This window comes from Pseudoalteromonas sp. 13-15, assembly GCF_001468205.2.
Lineage (GTDB): Bacteria > Pseudomonadota > Gammaproteobacteria > Enterobacterales > Alteromonadaceae > Pseudoalteromonas > Pseudoalteromonas marina.
The window spans coordinates 2,615,841-2,633,393 of record NZ_CP019162.1; the positions used below are offsets into that span (position 1 = coordinate 2,615,841).

Below are 17,553 nucleotides of genomic sequence, written 5' to 3' on the forward strand. Positions count from 1 at the left end.
GTCAAGTATTAGACTGGGGAATTGAGCTATTATCACTAAATATTAATATAAAATTATTCAGGGAGTTGTTGATGTCGGGTGTTAGAGCGCAACAGAAACAAAAAACACGACAAGCCTTAATTCAGGCGGCATTTAATCAGCTAAGTGCAGATCACAGCTTTTCGAATTTAAGTTTACGCGAAGTAGCCCGCGAAGCCGGCATTGCGCCCACCTCGTTTTATCGCCATTTTAAAGACATGAACGAGCTAGGTTTAACCATGGTGGACGAAGCCGGTTTAACCCTCCGCCAGCTAATGCGCCAAGCCCGCAGACGCATAGCAAACGACGGTGGCAGTGTAATCAACACTTCGGTTGTTACGTTTATGGAATTTATAGACAGCTCAAGTAACCAATTTAGGTTATTACTGCGTGAGCGCTCTGGCACATCTAAGGCATTTAGAGCCGCAGTCGCACGCGAAATCAAACACTTTATCTTAGAGCTTGCCCACTATTTAGAAAGCGAAACCAAGTGCGACGCCATGCACGCCTACATTCAATCAGAAGCCATGGTAACACTGGTCTTTAATGCCGGCGCAGAGGCGCTAGATATAGAAGGCCAACAACTTGACGAACTTGTTGAGCGTGTTATTTGGCAGCTGCGTTACATAACGCGTGGTGCAACCCATTATGTAAGAGAAACAAATTAAGTAACTTAGCCTAAAAAAATAGTAAAAAGTTAATATAAGCAGAGTAGCTTGTTGAGATTGTAAATTTAAGCGTGCCTCAGCTTTTTTTTTGATTTTTAAATCCATTTTGCAGTGGTTTTTTGAATAATAAAATCTAAAAGTATGTGGTGAGAAGTTGTTTTTTGGAATTTTTATGCTTGCACCTACTGCGCTGTAATGTTAAAAATAGGCCTCACTGAACACACACACAAGAAACAAGATGCAAAATATTCGTTTAATTACACTAAAACTTAACCTCTTACTGCTATGGCAAGTAAGCGGGGATTAGTGTGTTTGCATTGAGTTGAACATTAAAAACCCCGCAATTGCGGGGTTTTTTTTATCTCGCGGCTGGGATAAATTGAAATTTGGGTAACATAGGAATGAGGGGCAGTTATGCAAGACAAAGATAAAGTATGGATTTTTGATACCACTTTACGTGATGGCGAGCAGGCACTTAAGGCAAGCCTTACTGAAGATGATAAAATTCAGTTAGCGCATACTATTAGCCGTTTGAATGTTGATGTGATGGAAGTGGGTTTTCCGGTATCCAGCCCTGCTGACTTTCGCTCGGTGCAACGAATTGCAACTGAAGTAAAAGGTCCAATTATTTGTGGGTTAGCACGTTCAGTAGCAAAAGATATTGAAGCCTGTGGTGAGGCACTTCGCACAGCACAGCAAAGCCGTATTCATACTTTTATTGCCACAAGCCCTTTGCACCTTGAACATAAATTACGTATGAGCCTAGATGACGCAACGGCCATGGCGGTTAAATCAATTAAATTAGCGCGCAACTACACAGACGATGTGGAGTTTTCGTGTGAAGATGCAGGGCGAACGCCGCATTGGGATTTATGTAAAATTGTTGAACAGGCTATAAATGCGGGTGCCTCTACTATTAATTTACCAGATACCGTTGGCTTTGTTACGCCAGACGAATACGCCGCAATGATCCGCCATTTAATGAATAACGTGCCAAATATAGATAAAGCGCGTTTAAGTGTACATTGTCATAACGATTTAGGTTTAGCTGTAGCTAACTCGGTCGCCGCGGTACAAGCGGGTGCTCGCCAAATTGAATGTACAATAAATGGTATTGGTGAGCGTGCGGGTAACTGTTCGCTTGAAGAAGTGGCGATGATCATGAAAATGCGCAAAGACCACTTAAAAGTTCACACCGATATTAAAAGCGAAGAAATTTATCGCGCATCTCGCCAAGTGGCAAAAATTTGTAATATGCCAGTGCAGCCAAATAAAGCCATTGTGGGCGAAAACGCCTTTGCACATAGCTCGGGCATTCACCAAGATGGCGTACTAAAAGCACAAAATACGTACGAAATAATGTCGCCAGAAAGCGTAGGCGTACCAAACAACCAATTAAACATGACTTCGCGTTCGGGGCGTCATGTTATTGAGCACCGCTTAGAAGAGTTAGGGTATCAAAAAGCGGACTACGATATGGACAGCCTATACGAAAGCTTTTTAGCCCTAGCTGATCAAAAAGGCACGGTGTACGACTACGACCTTGAAGCCATGATTTACCTAAATCAAATTAACGACAAAGATGAAAAATACCAGTTAGAGTTTGTTAACTCAGCGTCTAACTCGCAATCGGTAGCCAGCTCTACTATTGGTATGGTGATTGATGGCGAAGTTAAACAAGAAGCCGCAACAGGTAATGGCCCAGTAGAGGCATCGTTTGCAGCTATTGAGCGCTTAACCGGTATGAGCGTTGAAATGATTGAATACAACTTAGAAGCGACAGGCCAAGGCGCAAGCTCGCTAGGCCAAGTAAACATTATTGCTAAATACGATGGCCGCCCTTATCACGGTGCGGGTATTGCTGCGGATGTGGTAGAAGCGTCGGTACGCGCCATGATCCGTGTTTACAACTTAATTTATCGTGCACAAAAAGTGTCTGATTTAAAACAACAAAGGAAAGCAGGATGAGTAAAACAAACTACAGCGTTGCCGTATTAGCAGGCGACGGTATTGGCCCAGAAGTAATGGCAGCAGCAGAGCAAGTACTTGATGCTGTGAGCAATAAGTTTGGTTTTACTCTAAACCGCGAGCATCATGCTATTGGTGGTGCAGCCATTGATGAATTTGGTGAAGCATTACCACCAAAAACACTGAGCGCGTGCGAAAACGCTGATGCTATTTTATTTGGCTCAGTAGGTGGCCCTAAGTGGGAAAACCTTCCACCAAATGAGCAGCCTGAGCGTGCATCGCTTTTACCGCTTCGTAAGCACTTTGGTTTGTTTTGTAACTTACGCCCAGCACAGCTTTTACCGGCGCTTAGCGCAGCATCGCCATTACGTGCCGATATTAGCGAAAAAGGCTTTGATATTTTATGTGTACGCGAGCTTACCGGCGGCATTTACTTTGGTGAAAAAGGCCGAGGTGGCGAAGGCGAAGAGGAGTTTGCCTTTGATACGCAAAACTACTCGCGTAAAGAAATCGAACGCATTGCCCGCTTTGCTTTTGAAGCAGCAAAATTACGTAGTAACCATGTTACCTCGGTAGATAAAGCCAACGTACTTGCATCAAGCGTATTATGGCGCGAAGTAGTCACCGAAGTAAGTAAAGACTACCCAGAAGTCAGCCTAGATTATATATACGTAGATAACGCAGCTATGCAGTTAGTTAAACAGCCTAGCCAGTTTGACGTGCTACTTTGCGATAACTTGTTTGGTGATATTTTGTCAGATGAGTGTGCGATGATCACAGGCTCAATGGGTTTATTACCATCAGCAAGCTTAAACCAATCGGGCTTTGGTTTGTACGAACCTGCTGGTGGCTCCGCGCCAGATATTGCAGGTAAAGGCGTTGCAAACCCGATTGCACAAATTTTAAGTGCTGCACTGATGCTACGTTACTCATTAGGGCAAGACGAAGCAGCCCGCACCATTGAAAAAGCCGTAGCCGAAGCCGTAGAAGCAGGCGTTGGCACGCCAGATATCTACCCACAAGGTGGATACAGCACAAGCGATGTGGCAGCTGCCATTGTTTCACGTATTTAATATATAAATCGCAGCACCGTTATGCTGCGACTTAACAAAGTAGGGAATTAGCAAGTGGCCCAAACGTTATACGACAAAATTTGGCAAGCACATACCGTTGCCAGCATAAACGAGCAAACTGATTTACTTTATATTGACCGTCATTTAGTTCACGAGGTGACATCACCACAGGCTTTTGCTGGCCTACGTGAAAAAAACCGTACGGTACGTTGCCCAGAAAAAACCTTTGCAACGATGGATCATAATGTATCGACTAAAAGCCGATCACTTGATGCCGCAAGCGAAGTCTCTAAAAACCAGTTAATGGCGCTAGATGCGAACTGTAAAGAGTTTGGCATTGTACTTTACGATTTAAACTCAATTAACCAAGGTATTGTGCATGTAATGGGCCCAGAGCAAGGTATTACGCTGCCTGGCACTACCATTGTATGTGGTGATAGCCATACTTCTACGCATGGTGCGTTTGGCGCATTAGCACATGGTATTGGTACCTCTGAGGTTGAGCATGTATTAGCAACGCAAACGCTACAGCAAAAAAAGGCAAAATCGTTAAAAATTCAAATTAACGGTGTGCTTCGCCCAACGGTAACTTCTAAAGATTTAATTATGGCGGTTATAGGCAAGTTAGGTACCGCTGGTGGCACAGGTTATGTTGCTGAATTTTGCGGTGAAGGCATTGAAGCACTTTCAATGGAAGCCCGTATGACGCTATGTAACATGAGCATAGAAATGGGTGCTAAAGCGGGTTTAATAGCATCTGACCAAATTACGTATGATTACTTAAAAGGTCGTCCGTTTGCACCAAAAGGCGCTGACTTTGACGCAGCAGTTGAATATTGGGAAACATTAAAAACAGATGAAGGTGCACACTTTGATTTAGTTGTTGAGCTTGAAGCTGACGACATTCAGCCACAAATTACCTGGGGTACAAGCCCAGAGCAAGTAATTGGTGTTGACGAATGCATACCAGACCCAGACCAAGAGCCAGATTTAATTAAAGCCGACGCTATTCGCAGCGCACTTAGATACATGGATTTAAAAGCGGGCGATAAATTATCAAGCGCGAAAGTAGATACAGTCTTTATTGGCTCATGTACAAATAGCCGTATTGAAGATTTACGTGCCGCGGCAAAAATTGTTGAAGGCAAGCAAGTAGTAGCTGGCATAGAGGCATTAATTGTACCGGGCTCTGGTCTTGTTAAAAAGCAAGCCGAAGACGAAGGCTTAGCCGATATTTTTAAAGCGGCAGGTTTTGAGTGGCGCGAGCCGGGCTGTTCAATGTGTTTAGCAATGAACGACGACCGCTTAGAGGCGGGCAAACGCTGTGCATCTACGTCTAACCGTAACTTTGAAGGTCGCCAAGGTCGTGGCGGACGTACACATTTAGTAAGCCCTGCAATGGCGGCAGCCGCTGCAATACATGGTCACTTTGTTGATATAAGAGGAGAAGCCTAATGAGCGTATTTTTTAGTGGCTTAATGGCCCCACTTGATAAAAACAATGTAGATACAGACCAGATCATTCCTAAGCAGTTTTTAACATCAACTAGCCGTGATGGTTTTGATGCAGCACTGTTTTACGATTGGCGTTACCTAGAAAACGGTGAACCAAATCCTGATTTTATTTTAAATCGCCCATGCTACCAAGGCGCACAAATATTATTAACGCGCGATAACTTTGGTTGTGGCTCATCACGCGAGCATGCACCGTGGGCGCTTAAGCAATATGGTTTTGAAGTAATTTTAGCGGAAAGCTTTGCAGATATTTTCTTTAATAACTGTGGCAACAACCAAATGCTAGCCATTGCGCTACCAGCCGACACGCTTGAGCAATTGTTTGTACTTAGTGAGCAGCACGACGATATAAACATTCAAATCGATCTTGAAAACCAAACATTAACAAGCGATAAGTTTGCGCCAATTAGTTTTGATATTCGTAAAGACGTAAAAGAGCGTTTATTAAGTGGCTTAGACTTTATTGGTGTGACCGAAACGCTAAATCCACAAATTGATGCGTTTGAAAAACAACTTGCTGCTGAGCGCCCTTGGCAGTAACAAAAAGCAATTAATTACATATGAAAACAAAGCGCGGCTGAGTATATAAGCCGCGCTTTTTTATGTCTAATTCTTAATGTCTAAAATCTGCCATTAGCGCGGGTATGCCTGGCAGCATACCAACAATAGCCATTACTGTGGTTAAAACCACAAACATAATTAGCGGAATAACCCAGCGGCTCATTTTAGTTAAATTAGCACTGCGCTCTTTACAGCCAATTAAGCCTAAATTATCAAGCAGCATAGTTAGAGACCAACCAAAAGCAGGGTTAACCAAGCTAGAGGCAAACACAACAATAGCGGCCGATTGCGTTGTTTTACCTTCGCGTGTCATTTCCATACCCGCCTCTAGCAGCGGAATAAACACACCTACAATAAGCGCAACGCAAAGCACGGGTTGCCAAATGGCTAAATCCATTGGGTAGCCCCATAAACCCGCAACAATACAAAATACGGCTGTTAAAATGGCGCCTGCCGGAATAGGGCGTTTAGCAATAGCGGCAGGGACAATGTAAGTTCCCCACGATGAGGTAAAGTTAGCACCACCGGCTAGCGAGCCAAAGGTTTGTCTAACCGATGCGCTTAGCATGGTGTCGTCTATGTTCATTTGTACTTTTTCAGTGCGTTGCGGGTAACTAATTTTTTGAAATACTTGATGCCCTAAAAAATCCGGTGACCACATAGCCACAGCTAATACCGCAAAAGGCAGTACAACCACAAAGCTTTCAAGCGTAGGTAAGCCCAGCATCCAACCTGTGTTTTCGCCCCACCAATAAGCTGGGTTCATATTTGGTAAGCCCGGCGCGGTATTAAATTCAAACGGCGCACCGAGTGCAAATGCAACCACACCGCCAATAAGGCAGCTAAGCGGCACAGCTAACCAGCGCTTTTTAAAGTGCTCAAGTAACGCATACAATAAAATGGTCGCCAAAATAACAATAAACGCAATATGCGCCATATCAATGGCCTCAGCCCATGCAAACAGTTTTTTAACCTGTGAAATTGTGCCAATAAAGCCTAAATATATAAGTAAGCCCCCGCACACGCCTTTACTTGTTAAGCGTGCCAGCAAGCTCCCTCCTTTGGTTATGGCTAAAATAAAGCCAAAGGCACCAATCAGTAAGCCAAACGCCATAGGATGGCCGCCAGCGGCAACCACAATAGGAATAAGTGGAATAAGTGGGCCATGAGTACCCGCTAAGTTAGCGGTAGGTAAAATAAAGCCCGAAAACAAAATAATAAAAATAGAAACAATCAGTAATTCATAGCGTACGTTCTCTAACACAAACGCATCGCTTAAACCTAGTGGCGCTGCAAATGTAGCGGCAATAGCACCCACCATAACCACTTTACCAATAGTGCCCGCCATGGCTGGAATCGTGTCTTCAAATTCAAAGCGGTAGTCTCTAAAAGGTAAATTAGGCCGCCAGCGCTTAGGCTGCATAATTTGCAGTTCGTGCTCTAGGTATTCGTCGCGGGTATTAAACTCTGAACTGGGTTTATGGTTGTTTTGATAGCTGTTGGTATTGTCGTGCAATGTACTTTTGTGATCTGAGTTGTGACCCTTTGGGGTTACTGACATAGTCCCTCCTGTTACTCGTTGCTTATTTACTAATACGGCTTTTGTTAAAGCAAATGAATAGTGAAGGGGCAGGGTAGATCAGCTTTTACTCAGGAATGTATAGGCAAAAGGTCGTGTATGGTTGTTTTTAATACAGTTAATTTAAAAAACAGCTTTACACTAAAAGTCATAAATTACAGAAAATGATTAAAAGTTTATATAGATCATGCTCTTGAATGTGTCATTAAAGATGCTCAGAGCTATTTGCAGAAATAGTATCGTGTTAACGGCAGGTTATTATCCTTTAGTCTTAGTGGTTGTTAAAGTTGTTTTATTTCAAGCTATTTGTTTGCGGGAGCCGTTAATTTTGTTTTATTTGTGGTGGAATAATACATCTGTTACTTTCTGATTGTTAATAACAACAATAAAGAATAGAGATGCAATTCAACTCCCCTAAATCAATTGGTATTTTACTCGGTACGCTTTACGGCATATTTATGCGGCTGTTTGTAGAGCTGCTTGATACTTATAATTTAAGTAGCCTTGTGTCTATTTCCTTTATGTTTTTAGTGCCCGTTGCAATTGGCTATATTCGTATTCACTTTGAATTTAAAAGCTCAAAAATATTAACAAAAAGGCAAATGGTGACAATTGCTTGGCAGCCAATTTTTGTTTTTTTACTTGTAAGCGTTATTACACTGCTTGAAGGCAGTATTTGTGTGGCAATGGCTTTGCCTGCCTTTATGCTCTTTGCAAGTATGGGTGGTTTATTGGCAGGCTTTATTAAAAACCGTCAAACAAAAAACGCTAACCGGCCTTTACTTTCAATCGCTTTGCTTCCTGTGTTGCTCTCACCTATTGAGGTAAATTATTTACACTTATCAAAAACGTACGAAGTCACCAACTCTATAATTATTGAAGCGCCTATAAATCGTGTATGGCAGCAGCTTGCTAATGTAAGCACTATAGAGCAACAAGAATTGCCATTCTCGCTTACCCAATTAATAGGTGTACCTAAACCCTTAGAGGCAAATATGAATGCTACGGGTGTTGGTGCAATTAGAACCAGTAAATGGCAAAAAGGGGTTATATTTAAAGAAGTTATTACGGATTGGCAGCCAAATAAACAGATGCTTTATAGATTTGAGATAGACCCTGATGCTATTCCCGATGATGCACTCGATAAACATGTAAAACTAGGCGGCGAATACTTTTCACCTCTTTACGGTGGATATGAGTTAAGTGAAGATAAAAGCGGCAATACCATTTTAACTTTAAAAACGACCGTGCAAGATAATACAAATTTTGGTGTTTATTCGCGAATATGGGGTGAGGTAATTTTTCAAGACTTCCATTATTCACTTTTAACATTAATGAAAAACAGAGCAGAAAAGCCACTTGTCGCAGCTATTTCCTATTATTAACTTAAACCGCTATGGTATTAAAAAACTATTATAAGAGTACTTTATGAAATTATTAACGGTAGCAACGTTATTACTTGCTTCATCAGCCGCTATTGCGCGCCCTGCGCCTTTGGTATCTATACCGACACACGATGCATTTTTTAATAATATAGCTGCGCATTGTGGTAAGGCGTTTGAGGGCAAAGTAAGTGTAGATAACGCAAAAGGCCCAAGCTCATTTGATAATAAAAAATTAGTTATGCATGTACGTAAATGTACTGATAGCGAGCTACAAGTGCCATTTCATGTGGGTGATGATGCATCGCGTACGTGGATCATTACTAAAACGGGCAGTGGTTTGAGCTTAAAGCATGATCATCGCCATAAAGATGGCACTGACGACGCTTCTACTATGTATGGCGGTCATACACTTGATGCGGGTTTTGCACAAATGCAGTCTTTCCCGGCCGATCAATACTCTAAAGAATTATTTGTAGCACAAGGCATTGAACAGTCGGCAGGTAATACATGGCAAATGTATATTTATCCTGAGGTATTTACGTATCGGTTAATTCGCCAAGGGCGCGAGTTTAAGGTGGACTTTGATTTAACTAAACCTATTACGCCACCCGCTGCACCATGGGGATACGAAGAGTAAGCGTATTATTCAGGCTTTTCGCATTGCAATAAAACCGTTAAAGGTGGTTGATAAGCGCGTGGTTTAGTAGGAAAACGTTCGTACTCTTGCACGCCTTCAAGCACTTTTAACATAAAGGTGTTACCACGGCATAACCTGTCTGCATGGCGCAGTAAAAACATACTTTGATTAGCAAAGTGTTTGTAATCGTCTGATTGTATTTCTATTTTATAATTGCTGTTGTCAATTTTGGTTTGATAATAATGAACTTTGTTATCAAAGTCGTATGATTTTTCTTTTTCGACGGTGTCGGCCAGTACAGTGCCTGTATTCGAAAGGCCCACCAGTACGCAACTAATGATAAAGCGCGGTGAATATAACCCTTTCATAAAATGTATCCTTTAATTTGCGAACTTAATACCCATTAAATACTCATACAAGTTCGGTTTATGTACGTTAAGTCTAACACCCAAAAGAGATAATGTGATGTTCAAACAAATAAAACAGCTTTTTACAGCATTCGATGATCCAGCGCCAAGTATAGAGCCACACGATTTAAAAACAGCGGTAGCAGCGTTGTTAATTGAAGTAATGCGTGCAGATACCAAGCTTGACCATGATGAACAACACACCCTGACTGTAACCTTAAAAAAGTACTTTAATTTAACTGATTCTGAAGTTGAAGAACTCACTACCAATGCAGCAAGTAGTTTAGATGGTGCAATTGATTACTTTCAGTTTTCAAAGCAGATTAATGAGCATTGCAGTGCGGCAGAGCGAATAGAGATAATAGAATTGCTGTGGCGTTTAGCCTACGCAGACGGTGAAATAGACCCACAAGAAGAGTACGTAATACGTAAAATAGCGGGTCTATTATATGTAACGCATGTTGATTTTATCGCCGCAAAAATAGCGGCGACAAAGCAAAAGTAAAGCGTATAAGGTTACTTTAATTTGCTTGCAACACTGACTAATTGATAAGCAAGCGAAGATACTTTATCAGCTATTTCTGGGTCGCTAATTTGGCCATTGTCATCAAAAACAGAAAACGCAGACGGTACAGCAAGTTGGTCGGCAAGCACTAACGAACCAATGCCGCTTAAAATATCACGTACGTGGTTTAAACCGCGTAAACCTCCTAATCCACCCGGTGAAGTAGCAAATAAGGCCACAACTTTATTACGAAACGCCGGTACTGCACCTTGCTCAGTGCGTGACGCCCAATCTATAGCGTTTTTCAATGGCGCAGTGATCGAGCCGTTATACTCTGGGCTTGCCAGTAAAATACCATCTGCAGAGCGAAGTTTGTCTTTTAAACGTTGTGCATCAGCGGGTGTGCCTTGTGCTTCAATATCTTCGTTAAATAGTGGAATATCTAACTCGTTTAACTGAATAACTTCTACTTCAGCACCTGTTTGCAGAGCAAAACGTGCTGCTTCATTAATAAGTTTTTGATTAAAGCTTTCTTTACGTAAGCTGCCCGCAAGCGCGATAATTTTTGGTGCTGACATGAGTTTGGCCTTTTTATGTTTTAAGTTACATACCTAATGTAGCAAACTTTTACTTGTAGAAAACCCAAATAAACGCAACACTTATGTGCATATATGCACACAAGTTATAGGCAGAGCGCATGGCAATTAAATTTGATGACTGGCAAGACGTAAAAGTGGCCTTTGAAGTGGCGCGGCTTGGCACACTTACAGCTGCAGCAGAGGCACTTAATGTGCACCACAGCACTGTGTTAAGACGAATTAACAGCCTTGAAAAAAACCTAGATACCCGCTTGTTTCATCGCCATGCTCGTGGTTACAAGGTAACTGAAATTGGCGCTAAATTATTTGCGACAGCGCAAACTATAGATACCTCGCTCGAACAGCTACATAACGATATTGCCGCTGCCGATAGTACTTTACGCGGAAGTTTATTACTTACTACGGTGAGTGGGTTTATTGATGTTATGGGTGATGTATGTGAGCAATTTCAGGCATTACACCCACAAGTGCAGCTTGAAGTTATTTTGGAGCAAAAACGCTTGCGGCTCGATCACGGGCAAGCACATATTGCGCTTCGTGCAGGCCCTAAACCTGATGAAGGTGACTACATTGCTCAGCACTTAGCAAAGCTTACATCGGGTTTATATGCTAACAAACGCTACATTACAAGGCATGGCATGCCTAAATCATTAGGTGATTTATTGCAGCATAATTTTGTATCAGGAGTGGCGGGATATAATGCACGCGTACCTTATTTTGCTTGGGCAGACGAAAACATTCCTGCATCGCAAATCAAATTACGTGTATCAGAAACTGCCGAGGCCACGCGCGCGATTATTAAAGGCTTAGGCATTGGTGGTTTACAACATGATGTAGCAGCGCAATATAGCGATTTGGTCCCTGTGCTACATAGTGAATTAAATTGGCCCACAGATGTGTGGTTAGTGACCCACCATTTAGTGCATCGCACCGCGAAAGTACAAGCTTTTGCAGGCTTATTAAAGGCGCATTTTAATAAACTTGCTAAGTAAAAAAATTGAAGGGCTCCCGATCGAGTTATTTTTTGGCAATTAGCATTTAAACAGTTTTACAATGAAAAGGCGTACAACAACAAGTTGTACGCCTTTTTAGTTTTTAAATTACTGTGCTTTACAACTTACGTTTTTAAGCTCAATAGTGAGATCTTTTTTAGGGTAATACAGCACGCATTGCTCGCCAATAATTTGCAAAACAAACTTTTCTGACTTGATATTATGCGCGCCCATAATGGGCATACCATTGGGATCTTTACTTGTACCATGGCTTAGTAAAAGCTCACTGCGTTTGGTAAAAACGGTGTCGGCCAGTGTAACAAGCGTACCGCCTTTAGCTTTTATTATTGCCTGTTGCAGCACAGTTATAACGCCCGGGTTAACCTCTGTTAATAGCGCAGGCTTTGCAACGGCATTACTCATACTATTACACCCTCCTATACTTATTAATACAGTGAGTACCGCCAGTAACTTTACCATTATTGCTCCTTAGACAACGTAGGCCATGTTAGGTCCATGTTACCGCGAGCAAGCTCGTTTGGTGCGTTTAAAGGCTGCAGTTTTTCGCCCGTTGCAGCAAAGCTTGGTACATCTATTTTACTATTAGCGACCGTTGTTGTGATTGGGCATGCGCCGTTATTATCTATATGAAAAAGTGCTGTAGATAGTAACCTTTCGTTGCTATCACCAAGTTGATTATCAAAGTCATCACTAACAACACACCCTTGTACATCGGCATTAAATTGTGGTGTTGGTGTTGGGGTAAAGCCTGCGGCATATTCGCCAAAGCCTTTACTGTTAACACCACTAAATTGAATGGTGTAGTAGGTTGTTCCACAGTTGTGTGTAGGCGTAAATCCGTATGGTTTACCACAGGTTGTGTCGCCAATAAGTACCACCTCTGCATCTATTCCCTTTAAGCCATTAATAAATGCTTCAGAGGCTGAACAGGTACCTGATGTACTTAGTACATACACTTTAGATAAGTTTAAATCAGGTAATTTATCGCCAGTACTAAAAAACGTTGAGTAATCTATTTCTTCGTCAATAAACGGAAATGGAGAATCGACAGGCTGTTTATCATTTTGTTGTGTTTGATAGTAAAAGCGGTTTTGTACATTGGCACTTCCTGCCACCATATACGCTAGCTGCGCAGACAGCGCTAATAAACCACCGCCGTTGTATCTAAAATCAATAACGAGTTCGTCTACGTTATCGGTTCTAAATTTATTTACTGCATCAATTAGGCCCTCTTGGGCAATACCTATATGACTATTAAACTGCATATAACCAACGCGCGTGTTATTGCTTGTTACAATCGTTTTTACATTTTGAACAGGCGTTTGCTCAATGTTACCCGCTGTGACGTTAAATGTTTTTTCCGTGCCGTCGTTACTGCGAACAACAATTGTATGTGAATCACCGTTGGTTGGGCTAAATAAGCCTTCGTTTAAAGTATCAATCCCTGCTTGGGTATTGGTATTAATGCTTACGCCATCAACTTCAAGTACGGTATCGCCTCGTTGAAAGCCAATTTGGCTAGCTGGTGAGTCATCTTCAAGGTAAGCAACACGTAAAATTCTATCGGCTGAATCACCAATAAATGCCCAGTTAATACCATAACCAGAGGTAACGCCCGATTGTGCTTCTTGGAAGTAATCTTCAGAGGGTTCTGAAAAATGAAAGTTATCTTTTTTAGCGCCTGAATCGGTTAGCTCTTCGGTTTTTAGTTGAGCAAAATAGTCAGCGACGGTATCGAACGATTCAGGGTCGTTATCGGCTATTTCGTCATACCACAGGTATGTTTCGTCGCTCCATGAGCGAAGCCATAGTTTTTCGTATAAGGCTGAACCAGCTTGGTCAGGGTAAGGCTCATTATTATTAAACGGGTCGTTACCTGTACGTGGTGTTTCACAAAAGTTTTTAAGTTCGTCTGAAGGTTCAAATACACCGGCAGTCCATGTCGGTGTGCTACTTGTAGGTGGCGTGACAGGCGCTGGTGTAGTGTTGCTACCTCCGCCTCCACCACAACCTGTTAAAGCAAAAACTGAGAGCGCGCTAATAATTGCAAGCGATAGAGTGTTGTTTTTAAACATATTCGGTACTTCCTGTAAATAAGTTGTTTAAAATACTACAACACCTGATTATTTATTCAACGTTTTGCTTTTTCTTTATGTAAATAATTGTGTCATTTTTTATTGGTAAAGCAGTATTTTAAGTTCGCTTATTAGCGGGAATATCATTACATTTTTTGTATAGTGCTTTTTAGTGCTAGGTCTTGCTTTTGCCACGCATTAAAAAGTTTTTGTTGTTGTTTTGAAATTTTTAAACCATAGGTTTTTTGCATGTAAGCATAGGCGTCGGCAATTTGTTTACGGGCATAAAATGGTGGCTCAACAACACGTTGCTTAAAGTTTACTTTTACATCGCATTGGCCGTATTGAGTCGCGGCTCCACCTAGCATGCCAAAACGATAATTAGAGCGGTCAGCATTTATTTCGCCAATTGCGGGGGCTAAGTTATTTATATCAGCTTCCATTTTTCGAAATTTTTCGCTGACTTTACGACAGTTTTTCCGCCCACCATTTTGCCAACATTGTAGTTGATGCCCAAACTCCCATGCCGATACAATATGCTCCCATTCAATACGTAAAGCGCGCTTGTTTACTTTGCCTGAGCGGGTAAATGTATTACGAGGTACATAGCCACAACCCGTTGGATCTGGCACTAGTTTTTTACCTTGTTTTTTAATATCACAACCGCAATACAGGCTTTTTGCATTGTGCGGTAGCGTTTTTATTAAGTGCTTTTTAGCAGTAGAGAAGCGAGTAAAGTCTTTACTTGATACCGAAAAACAGACACAGCAAGCCAGTAAGGCCAAAATCAATCGGGTCATATCCATCACATACGTGAACTACAGGAGCCCCTAGTTTACTGGCTCAACAGGCAAACATAAACTTATTTAAATCTGCGTTTAATCCTTATGTTTTGCAATAGCAGTAAAAAGCCAGTTAAACAAAAAAGCACACTGGTTGCAGCAAAGCTAATTAATAGAGGATTGTTAAAGTTTTCACGTTCATCGTAATCCATAATATGCAGCATCCAAAAAAAGTCGAAAATTCGCCACAGTGTGCTGCGCACAGTAATCACTTTGCCTGTATCTGATGACAAATAGAGTGTGGTGCTCAATGTATCGTTAAATTGTACTTTCCATACATCTTTTTTATAACCGCTTTCTCTTGGTCCTAAACCTAATAAAGTGGTACTTACTGGTTGAGCATCAATAAGTAAATGCGCGTGTGCATTAGCAATTATTTGCTGTTTGTTGGGGGCTTTAAATGGTTGCCCAGTAATGCCATTAAAACTTTGAGGGTTGCCTTCACTGGTTACAGTTATAAGTGGGGTAGATAAAAAATGCGCAAAGGTTATTTTAGTCGGATTAGTGACTTGCGAAACAATATTATCAATTGATGCCACGTAATCGCTGCTTTTAAAGGGGTTAACTAGGGTGCGTGTTGCTAGGTGTTTACCATGTACTTTTTCAAGCGGGATAGCGCTCATAACCAAACCGCCAAGCAACCAAGCTAGTATTTGTATTCCTAATAAATAGCCCAACCATTTATGAAGTTTACGTGCTGGTTTAAAAACTTTTTTCATGTGTGTTTATCTTATTATTTTTACGAGACATTTTACGCGATGGTTGAGCAAGGTGAGTGCGACAAAATGTCGCACTAGTGCATTAAAATAGCGTTTCAGCACAATAGCGCCAATTGTAAGCAGCAATAGCACTCTAAAATAAGAGTATTACTATATAAAACGTCTATTTATAGGGTGTTGATTTGGTATAAAGGTAAAACTGCGTTAAAGTTTGCATGGTAACCATTAGAGGATAAATACGAGACAATGTCGGAAATTCAATTTTTAAATGTAGATCTAGAGCTTGAGTCAAAACAAGATATTAGTGTGCTGGTGGCCGACCTAAAAAAAGTCGCAACGATTTTACATTATGACAAAGACGAATACCGTCAATTAGCACGTATTGAGGTAGCTGGCGATGTAAAATCACCAGACAAAGCAATAAACCATATATGTGAGCTTATTGAGTCATGTTCACGCAATGCATTAAAGCAATGGTTAAGCTGCTCACGTAGAACGTTTGATATAGGGTTTGAGTCAGGCACGTCGCCAAAATGTTTTAATCAAGCTTTACATGCAGATACACTACTGCGTATATCTGCTATTGGCGCGGGTATGGAAATAACAATTTACCCTCTCGAAAAATAACTTACGTCTTTCGCTCAACAACGGCTGCGGTCATTTTTGATACGCAGCATAGCTCGTTGCGGCTGTTTGTAATTTTTATTTCCCAAACAGAGCTTCGTTTTCCAATATGAAATGCGCGTGCTGTTGCCGTTAATGTACCATTGCGAGAAGCCTTTAAATGGCTTGCACTTATTTCTTGCCCAACACAGTAAAACTTTGTGAAATCAACTACAAAATTAGCAGCATAGCTCGCTACGGTTTCGGCGAGTACAACGTTTGCGCCGCCATGAACCATGCCAATAGGGTTATGGTGTGCAGGGATTGCAGGCATGGTTGCTACTAGATAATCGTCGCCTATCTCTGTTATTTCGATTCCCATGGTTTTCATTAGCGTCCCTTGGCCATTAATGCCTTCGTCCAATTGTTTACACAATGCTAATGTAATGGGTTGATGCCAAATACTCATATAGATTCCTTTAAATTTAATGTAGCAAGTTACTATTTTTATAGGCTATTTTAGAAAGCCCCTAAAATGTACACGTAAGGAAGTAATTTGGCTATTTGAACGAATAATTTAAATTTGCGATTTTTATTTAACTGTATATACTCACAGTTAAATGTACTGTATGGAAAACCAGTTGTATGCGCCCATTAACTAAACGCCAAGCTCAAATACTCGAATTAATTAAAGTGTTTATTAAAGACACTGGTATGCCGCCTACACGTGCCGAAATAGCACAAACGTTAGGGTTTAAAAGTGCAAATGCCGCTGAGGAACATTTAAAAGCCCTTGCCAAAAAAGGGGTGATTAAAATGAAACCTGGCGCAAGCCGTGGAATTCAACTTGTTGAAGAAGAGGAGCCAGAACAATTAGGTTTACCGCTTATTGGCCGAGTTGCGGCAGGTTCCCCTATTTTGGCGCAAGAACATGTTGAAAGCCACTGTAAAATTGACCCATTAATGTTTAAACCAGCTGCCGACTTTTTACTGCGCGTAAACGGTATGAGTATGAAAGATATAGGCATTATGGATGGCGATTTACTTGCTGTGCATAAAACACAAGTGGCTGAAAATGGTCAAGTTGTGGTTGCCCGTGTTGATGACGATGTAACCGTAAAACGCATCGAAAAAGCGGGTCGTCAGGTATTGCTTCATGCCGAAAATGACGAGTTTGCACCAATTAAGGTCGATCTTGAAACTGAGTCGTTCAACATTGAAGGCTTAGCAGTGGGTGTAATTCGTAACGCGGACTGGATGTAGTTTTTCTTATTTTATAAAAAGCGCACTTTTTTGGTGCGCTTTTTTTATTTTTAAAATTTTGTTTGTTTTTTATTCACACTCTTTCATTTCATCCTTAGCCCTTACCACCTCTCGATTTGAGCTA

General features: G+C 41.4%; 19 protein-coding genes. 11 read left to right on the forward strand and 8 right to left on the reverse strand.

The features are described 5' to 3' along the window. Positions 1–71 precede the first annotated feature (71 nt). The 5 genes from fabR to leuD all read left to right on the forward strand — a co-directional run bounded on the left by fabR (position 72) and on the right by leuD (position 5,781). Positions 72–686, forward strand: a complete 615-nt coding sequence (gene fabR, locus ATS72_RS12125) for an HTH-type transcriptional repressor FabR (protein ID WP_039038350.1) — start codon at positions 72–74, stop codon at positions 684–686. A gap of 414 nt (positions 687–1,100) precedes the next feature. After that, the gene (gene leuA / locus ATS72_RS12130) at positions 1,101–2,654 is read left to right on the forward strand and encodes a 2-isopropylmalate synthase (RefSeq protein ID WP_010557777.1); all 1,554 of its coding nucleotides are present in this window, start codon (positions 1,101–1,103) and stop codon (positions 2,652–2,654) included. Then, positions 2,651–3,727: a 3-isopropylmalate dehydrogenase gene (leuB, locus tag ATS72_RS12135; RefSeq protein WP_006793757.1), complete on the forward strand. Its 1,077-nt coding sequence runs from the start codon at positions 2,651–2,653 to the stop codon at positions 3,725–3,727. Before leuA ends, leuB begins: the two co-directional genes overlap by 4 nt. Before the next feature lie 54 nt (positions 3,728–3,781). Then, on the forward strand, positions 3,782–5,182 hold the full coding sequence (leuC, locus tag ATS72_RS12140) for a 3-isopropylmalate dehydratase large subunit (RefSeq protein ID WP_058430103.1): 1,401 nt from the start codon (positions 3,782–3,784) through the stop codon (positions 5,180–5,182). Then, positions 5,182–5,781 carry a 3-isopropylmalate dehydratase small subunit gene (leuD, locus tag ATS72_RS12145; protein ID WP_004589386.1) on the forward strand — a complete coding sequence of 200 codons (600 nt, stop codon included), beginning with the start codon at positions 5,182–5,184 and terminating at the stop codon, positions 5,779–5,781. The genes leuC and leuD overlap by 1 nt, the downstream gene beginning before the upstream one ends. Before the next feature lie 73 nt (positions 5,782–5,854). Here leuD and ATS72_RS12150 read toward each other — a convergent pair whose 3' ends face one another. Beyond that, positions 5,855–7,363, reverse strand: a complete 1,509-nt coding sequence (locus ATS72_RS12150; protein WP_058430104.1) for a DUF3360 family protein — start codon at positions 7,361–7,363, stop codon at positions 5,855–5,857. Between the two features lie 416 nt (positions 7,364–7,779). Here ATS72_RS12150 and ATS72_RS12155 point away from each other — a divergent pair, with 416 nt between their 5' ends. Both ATS72_RS12155 and ATS72_RS12160 read left to right on the forward strand, forming a co-directional pair. Further along, positions 7,780–8,766, forward strand: coding sequence for a hypothetical protein (locus ATS72_RS12155; protein ID WP_058430105.1), 987 nt, complete (start codon positions 7,780–7,782; stop codon positions 8,764–8,766). Between the two features lie 43 nt (positions 8,767–8,809). Further along, a complete protein-coding gene (locus tag ATS72_RS12160; RefSeq protein ID WP_058430106.1) occupies positions 8,810–9,403 on the forward strand; it encodes a hypothetical protein in 594 nt (197 codons plus the stop codon). Between the two features lie 5 nt (positions 9,404–9,408). Here ATS72_RS12160 and ATS72_RS12165 read toward each other — a convergent pair whose 3' ends face one another. Further along, positions 9,409–9,771, reverse strand: coding sequence for a hypothetical protein (locus ATS72_RS12165; RefSeq protein ID WP_058430107.1), 363 nt, complete (start codon positions 9,769–9,771; stop codon positions 9,409–9,411). Positions 9,772–9,868: 97 nt separating this feature from the next. Here ATS72_RS12165 and ATS72_RS12170 point away from each other — a divergent pair, with 97 nt between their 5' ends. Further along, on the forward strand, positions 9,869–10,315 hold the full coding sequence (locus tag ATS72_RS12170) for a tellurite resistance TerB family protein (protein ID WP_008129052.1): 447 nt from the start codon (positions 9,869–9,871) through the stop codon (positions 10,313–10,315). 11 nt (positions 10,316–10,326) lie between these two features. Here ATS72_RS12170 and ATS72_RS12175 read toward each other — a convergent pair whose 3' ends face one another. Then, positions 10,327–10,893 (reverse strand): NADPH-dependent FMN reductase, encoded by a 567-nt coding sequence (locus ATS72_RS12175; RefSeq protein WP_058430108.1) that lies wholly within the window; start codon positions 10,891–10,893, stop codon positions 10,327–10,329. A 119-nt stretch (positions 10,894–11,012) separates the two neighbouring features. Between ATS72_RS12175 and ATS72_RS12180 the strand changes: the two genes are divergently transcribed. Continuing rightward, positions 11,013–11,906 carry a LysR family transcriptional regulator gene (locus ATS72_RS12180; protein WP_058430109.1) on the forward strand — a complete coding sequence of 298 codons (894 nt, stop codon included), beginning with the start codon at positions 11,013–11,015 and terminating at the stop codon, positions 11,904–11,906. A gap of 108 nt (positions 11,907–12,014) precedes the next feature. Here the strand turns inward: ATS72_RS12180 and ATS72_RS12185 are convergent, their stop codons facing one another. The 4 genes from ATS72_RS12185 to ATS72_RS12200 form a co-directional block, all read right to left on the reverse strand. Then, complete coding sequence (locus ATS72_RS12185) at positions 12,015–12,386, reverse strand: hypothetical protein (protein ID WP_006793767.1); 372 nt, start codon at positions 12,384–12,386, stop codon at positions 12,015–12,017. Beyond that, positions 12,386–14,002, reverse strand: a complete 1,617-nt coding sequence (locus ATS72_RS12190) for a S41 family peptidase (RefSeq protein ID WP_058430110.1) — start codon at positions 14,000–14,002, stop codon at positions 12,386–12,388. Before ATS72_RS12190 ends, ATS72_RS12185 begins: the two co-directional genes overlap by 1 nt. A 146-nt stretch (positions 14,003–14,148) precedes the next feature. Continuing rightward, complete coding sequence (locus ATS72_RS12195) at positions 14,149–14,802, reverse strand: endonuclease (RefSeq protein ID WP_058430150.1); 654 nt, start codon at positions 14,800–14,802, stop codon at positions 14,149–14,151. A 62-nt stretch (positions 14,803–14,864) separates the two neighbouring features. Beyond that, positions 14,865–15,563, reverse strand: coding sequence for a hypothetical protein (locus tag ATS72_RS12200; RefSeq protein WP_058430111.1), 699 nt, complete (start codon positions 15,561–15,563; stop codon positions 14,865–14,867). A 246-nt stretch (positions 15,564–15,809) separates the two neighbouring features. On the opposite strand from ATS72_RS12200, the gene ATS72_RS12205 reads away from it, so the two are divergent. Continuing rightward, positions 15,810–16,190 (forward strand): hypothetical protein, encoded by a 381-nt coding sequence (locus ATS72_RS12205; protein ID WP_006793771.1) that lies wholly within the window; start codon positions 15,810–15,812, stop codon positions 16,188–16,190. Position 16,191: 1 nt separating this feature from the next. On the opposite strand, the gene ATS72_RS12210 is transcribed toward ATS72_RS12205, so the two are convergent. Further along, positions 16,192–16,635 (reverse strand): PaaI family thioesterase, encoded by a 444-nt coding sequence (locus ATS72_RS12210; RefSeq protein ID WP_039038356.1) that lies wholly within the window; start codon positions 16,633–16,635, stop codon positions 16,192–16,194. A 176-nt stretch (positions 16,636–16,811) separates the two neighbouring features. Between ATS72_RS12210 and lexA the strand changes: the two genes are divergently transcribed. Further along, the gene (lexA, locus tag ATS72_RS12215; protein WP_006793773.1) at positions 16,812–17,429 is read left to right on the forward strand and encodes a transcriptional repressor LexA; all 618 of its coding nucleotides are present in this window, start codon (positions 16,812–16,814) and stop codon (positions 17,427–17,429) included. The last annotated feature ends 124 nt before the right edge of the window (positions 17,430–17,553 follow it).

Excerpts from the sequence above, each read along its gene's own strand:
- fabR (WP_039038350.1), top strand. The coding sequence starts at position 72 with ATGTCGGGTGTTAGAGCGCAACAGAAACAAAAAACACGACAAGCCTTA.
- leuA (WP_010557777.1), top strand. The coding sequence starts at position 1,101 with ATGCAAGACAAAGATAAAGTATGGATTTTTGATACCACTTTACGTGAT.
- leuB (WP_006793757.1), top strand. The coding sequence starts at position 2,651 with ATGAGTAAAACAAACTACAGCGTTGCCGTATTAGCAGGCGACGGTATT.
- leuD (WP_004589386.1), top strand. The coding sequence starts at position 5,182 with ATGAGCGTATTTTTTAGTGGCTTAATGGCCCCACTTGATAAAAACAAT.
- ATS72_RS12150 (WP_058430104.1), bottom strand. The coding sequence starts at position 7,363 with ATGTCAGTAACCCCAAAGGGTCACAACTCAGATCACAAAAGTACATTG.
- ATS72_RS12155 (WP_058430105.1), top strand. The coding sequence starts at position 7,780 with ATGCAATTCAACTCCCCTAAATCAATTGGTATTTTACTCGGTACGCTT.
- ATS72_RS12160 (WP_058430106.1), top strand. The coding sequence starts at position 8,810 with ATGAAATTATTAACGGTAGCAACGTTATTACTTGCTTCATCAGCCGCT.
- ATS72_RS12165 (WP_058430107.1), bottom strand. The coding sequence starts at position 9,771 with ATGAAAGGGTTATATTCACCGCGCTTTATCATTAGTTGCGTACTGGTG.
- ATS72_RS12170 (WP_008129052.1), top strand. The coding sequence starts at position 9,869 with ATGTTCAAACAAATAAAACAGCTTTTTACAGCATTCGATGATCCAGCG.
- ATS72_RS12175 (WP_058430108.1), bottom strand. The coding sequence starts at position 10,893 with ATGTCAGCACCAAAAATTATCGCGCTTGCGGGCAGCTTACGTAAAGAA.
- ATS72_RS12180 (WP_058430109.1), top strand. The coding sequence starts at position 11,013 with ATGGCAATTAAATTTGATGACTGGCAAGACGTAAAAGTGGCCTTTGAA.
- ATS72_RS12185 (WP_006793767.1), bottom strand. The coding sequence starts at position 12,386 with ATGGTAAAGTTACTGGCGGTACTCACTGTATTAATAAGTATAGGAGGG.
- ATS72_RS12190 (WP_058430110.1), bottom strand. The coding sequence starts at position 14,002 with ATGTTTAAAAACAACACTCTATCGCTTGCAATTATTAGCGCGCTCTCA.
- ATS72_RS12195 (WP_058430150.1), bottom strand. The coding sequence starts at position 14,802 with ATGACCCGATTGATTTTGGCCTTACTGGCTTGCTGTGTCTGTTTTTCG.
- ATS72_RS12200 (WP_058430111.1), bottom strand. The coding sequence starts at position 15,563 with ATGAAAAAAGTTTTTAAACCAGCACGTAAACTTCATAAATGGTTGGGC.
- ATS72_RS12205 (WP_006793771.1), top strand. The coding sequence starts at position 15,810 with ATGTCGGAAATTCAATTTTTAAATGTAGATCTAGAGCTTGAGTCAAAA.
- ATS72_RS12210 (WP_039038356.1), bottom strand. The coding sequence starts at position 16,635 with ATGAGTATTTGGCATCAACCCATTACATTAGCATTGTGTAAACAATTG.
- lexA (WP_006793773.1), top strand. The coding sequence starts at position 16,812 with ATGCGCCCATTAACTAAACGCCAAGCTCAAATACTCGAATTAATTAAA.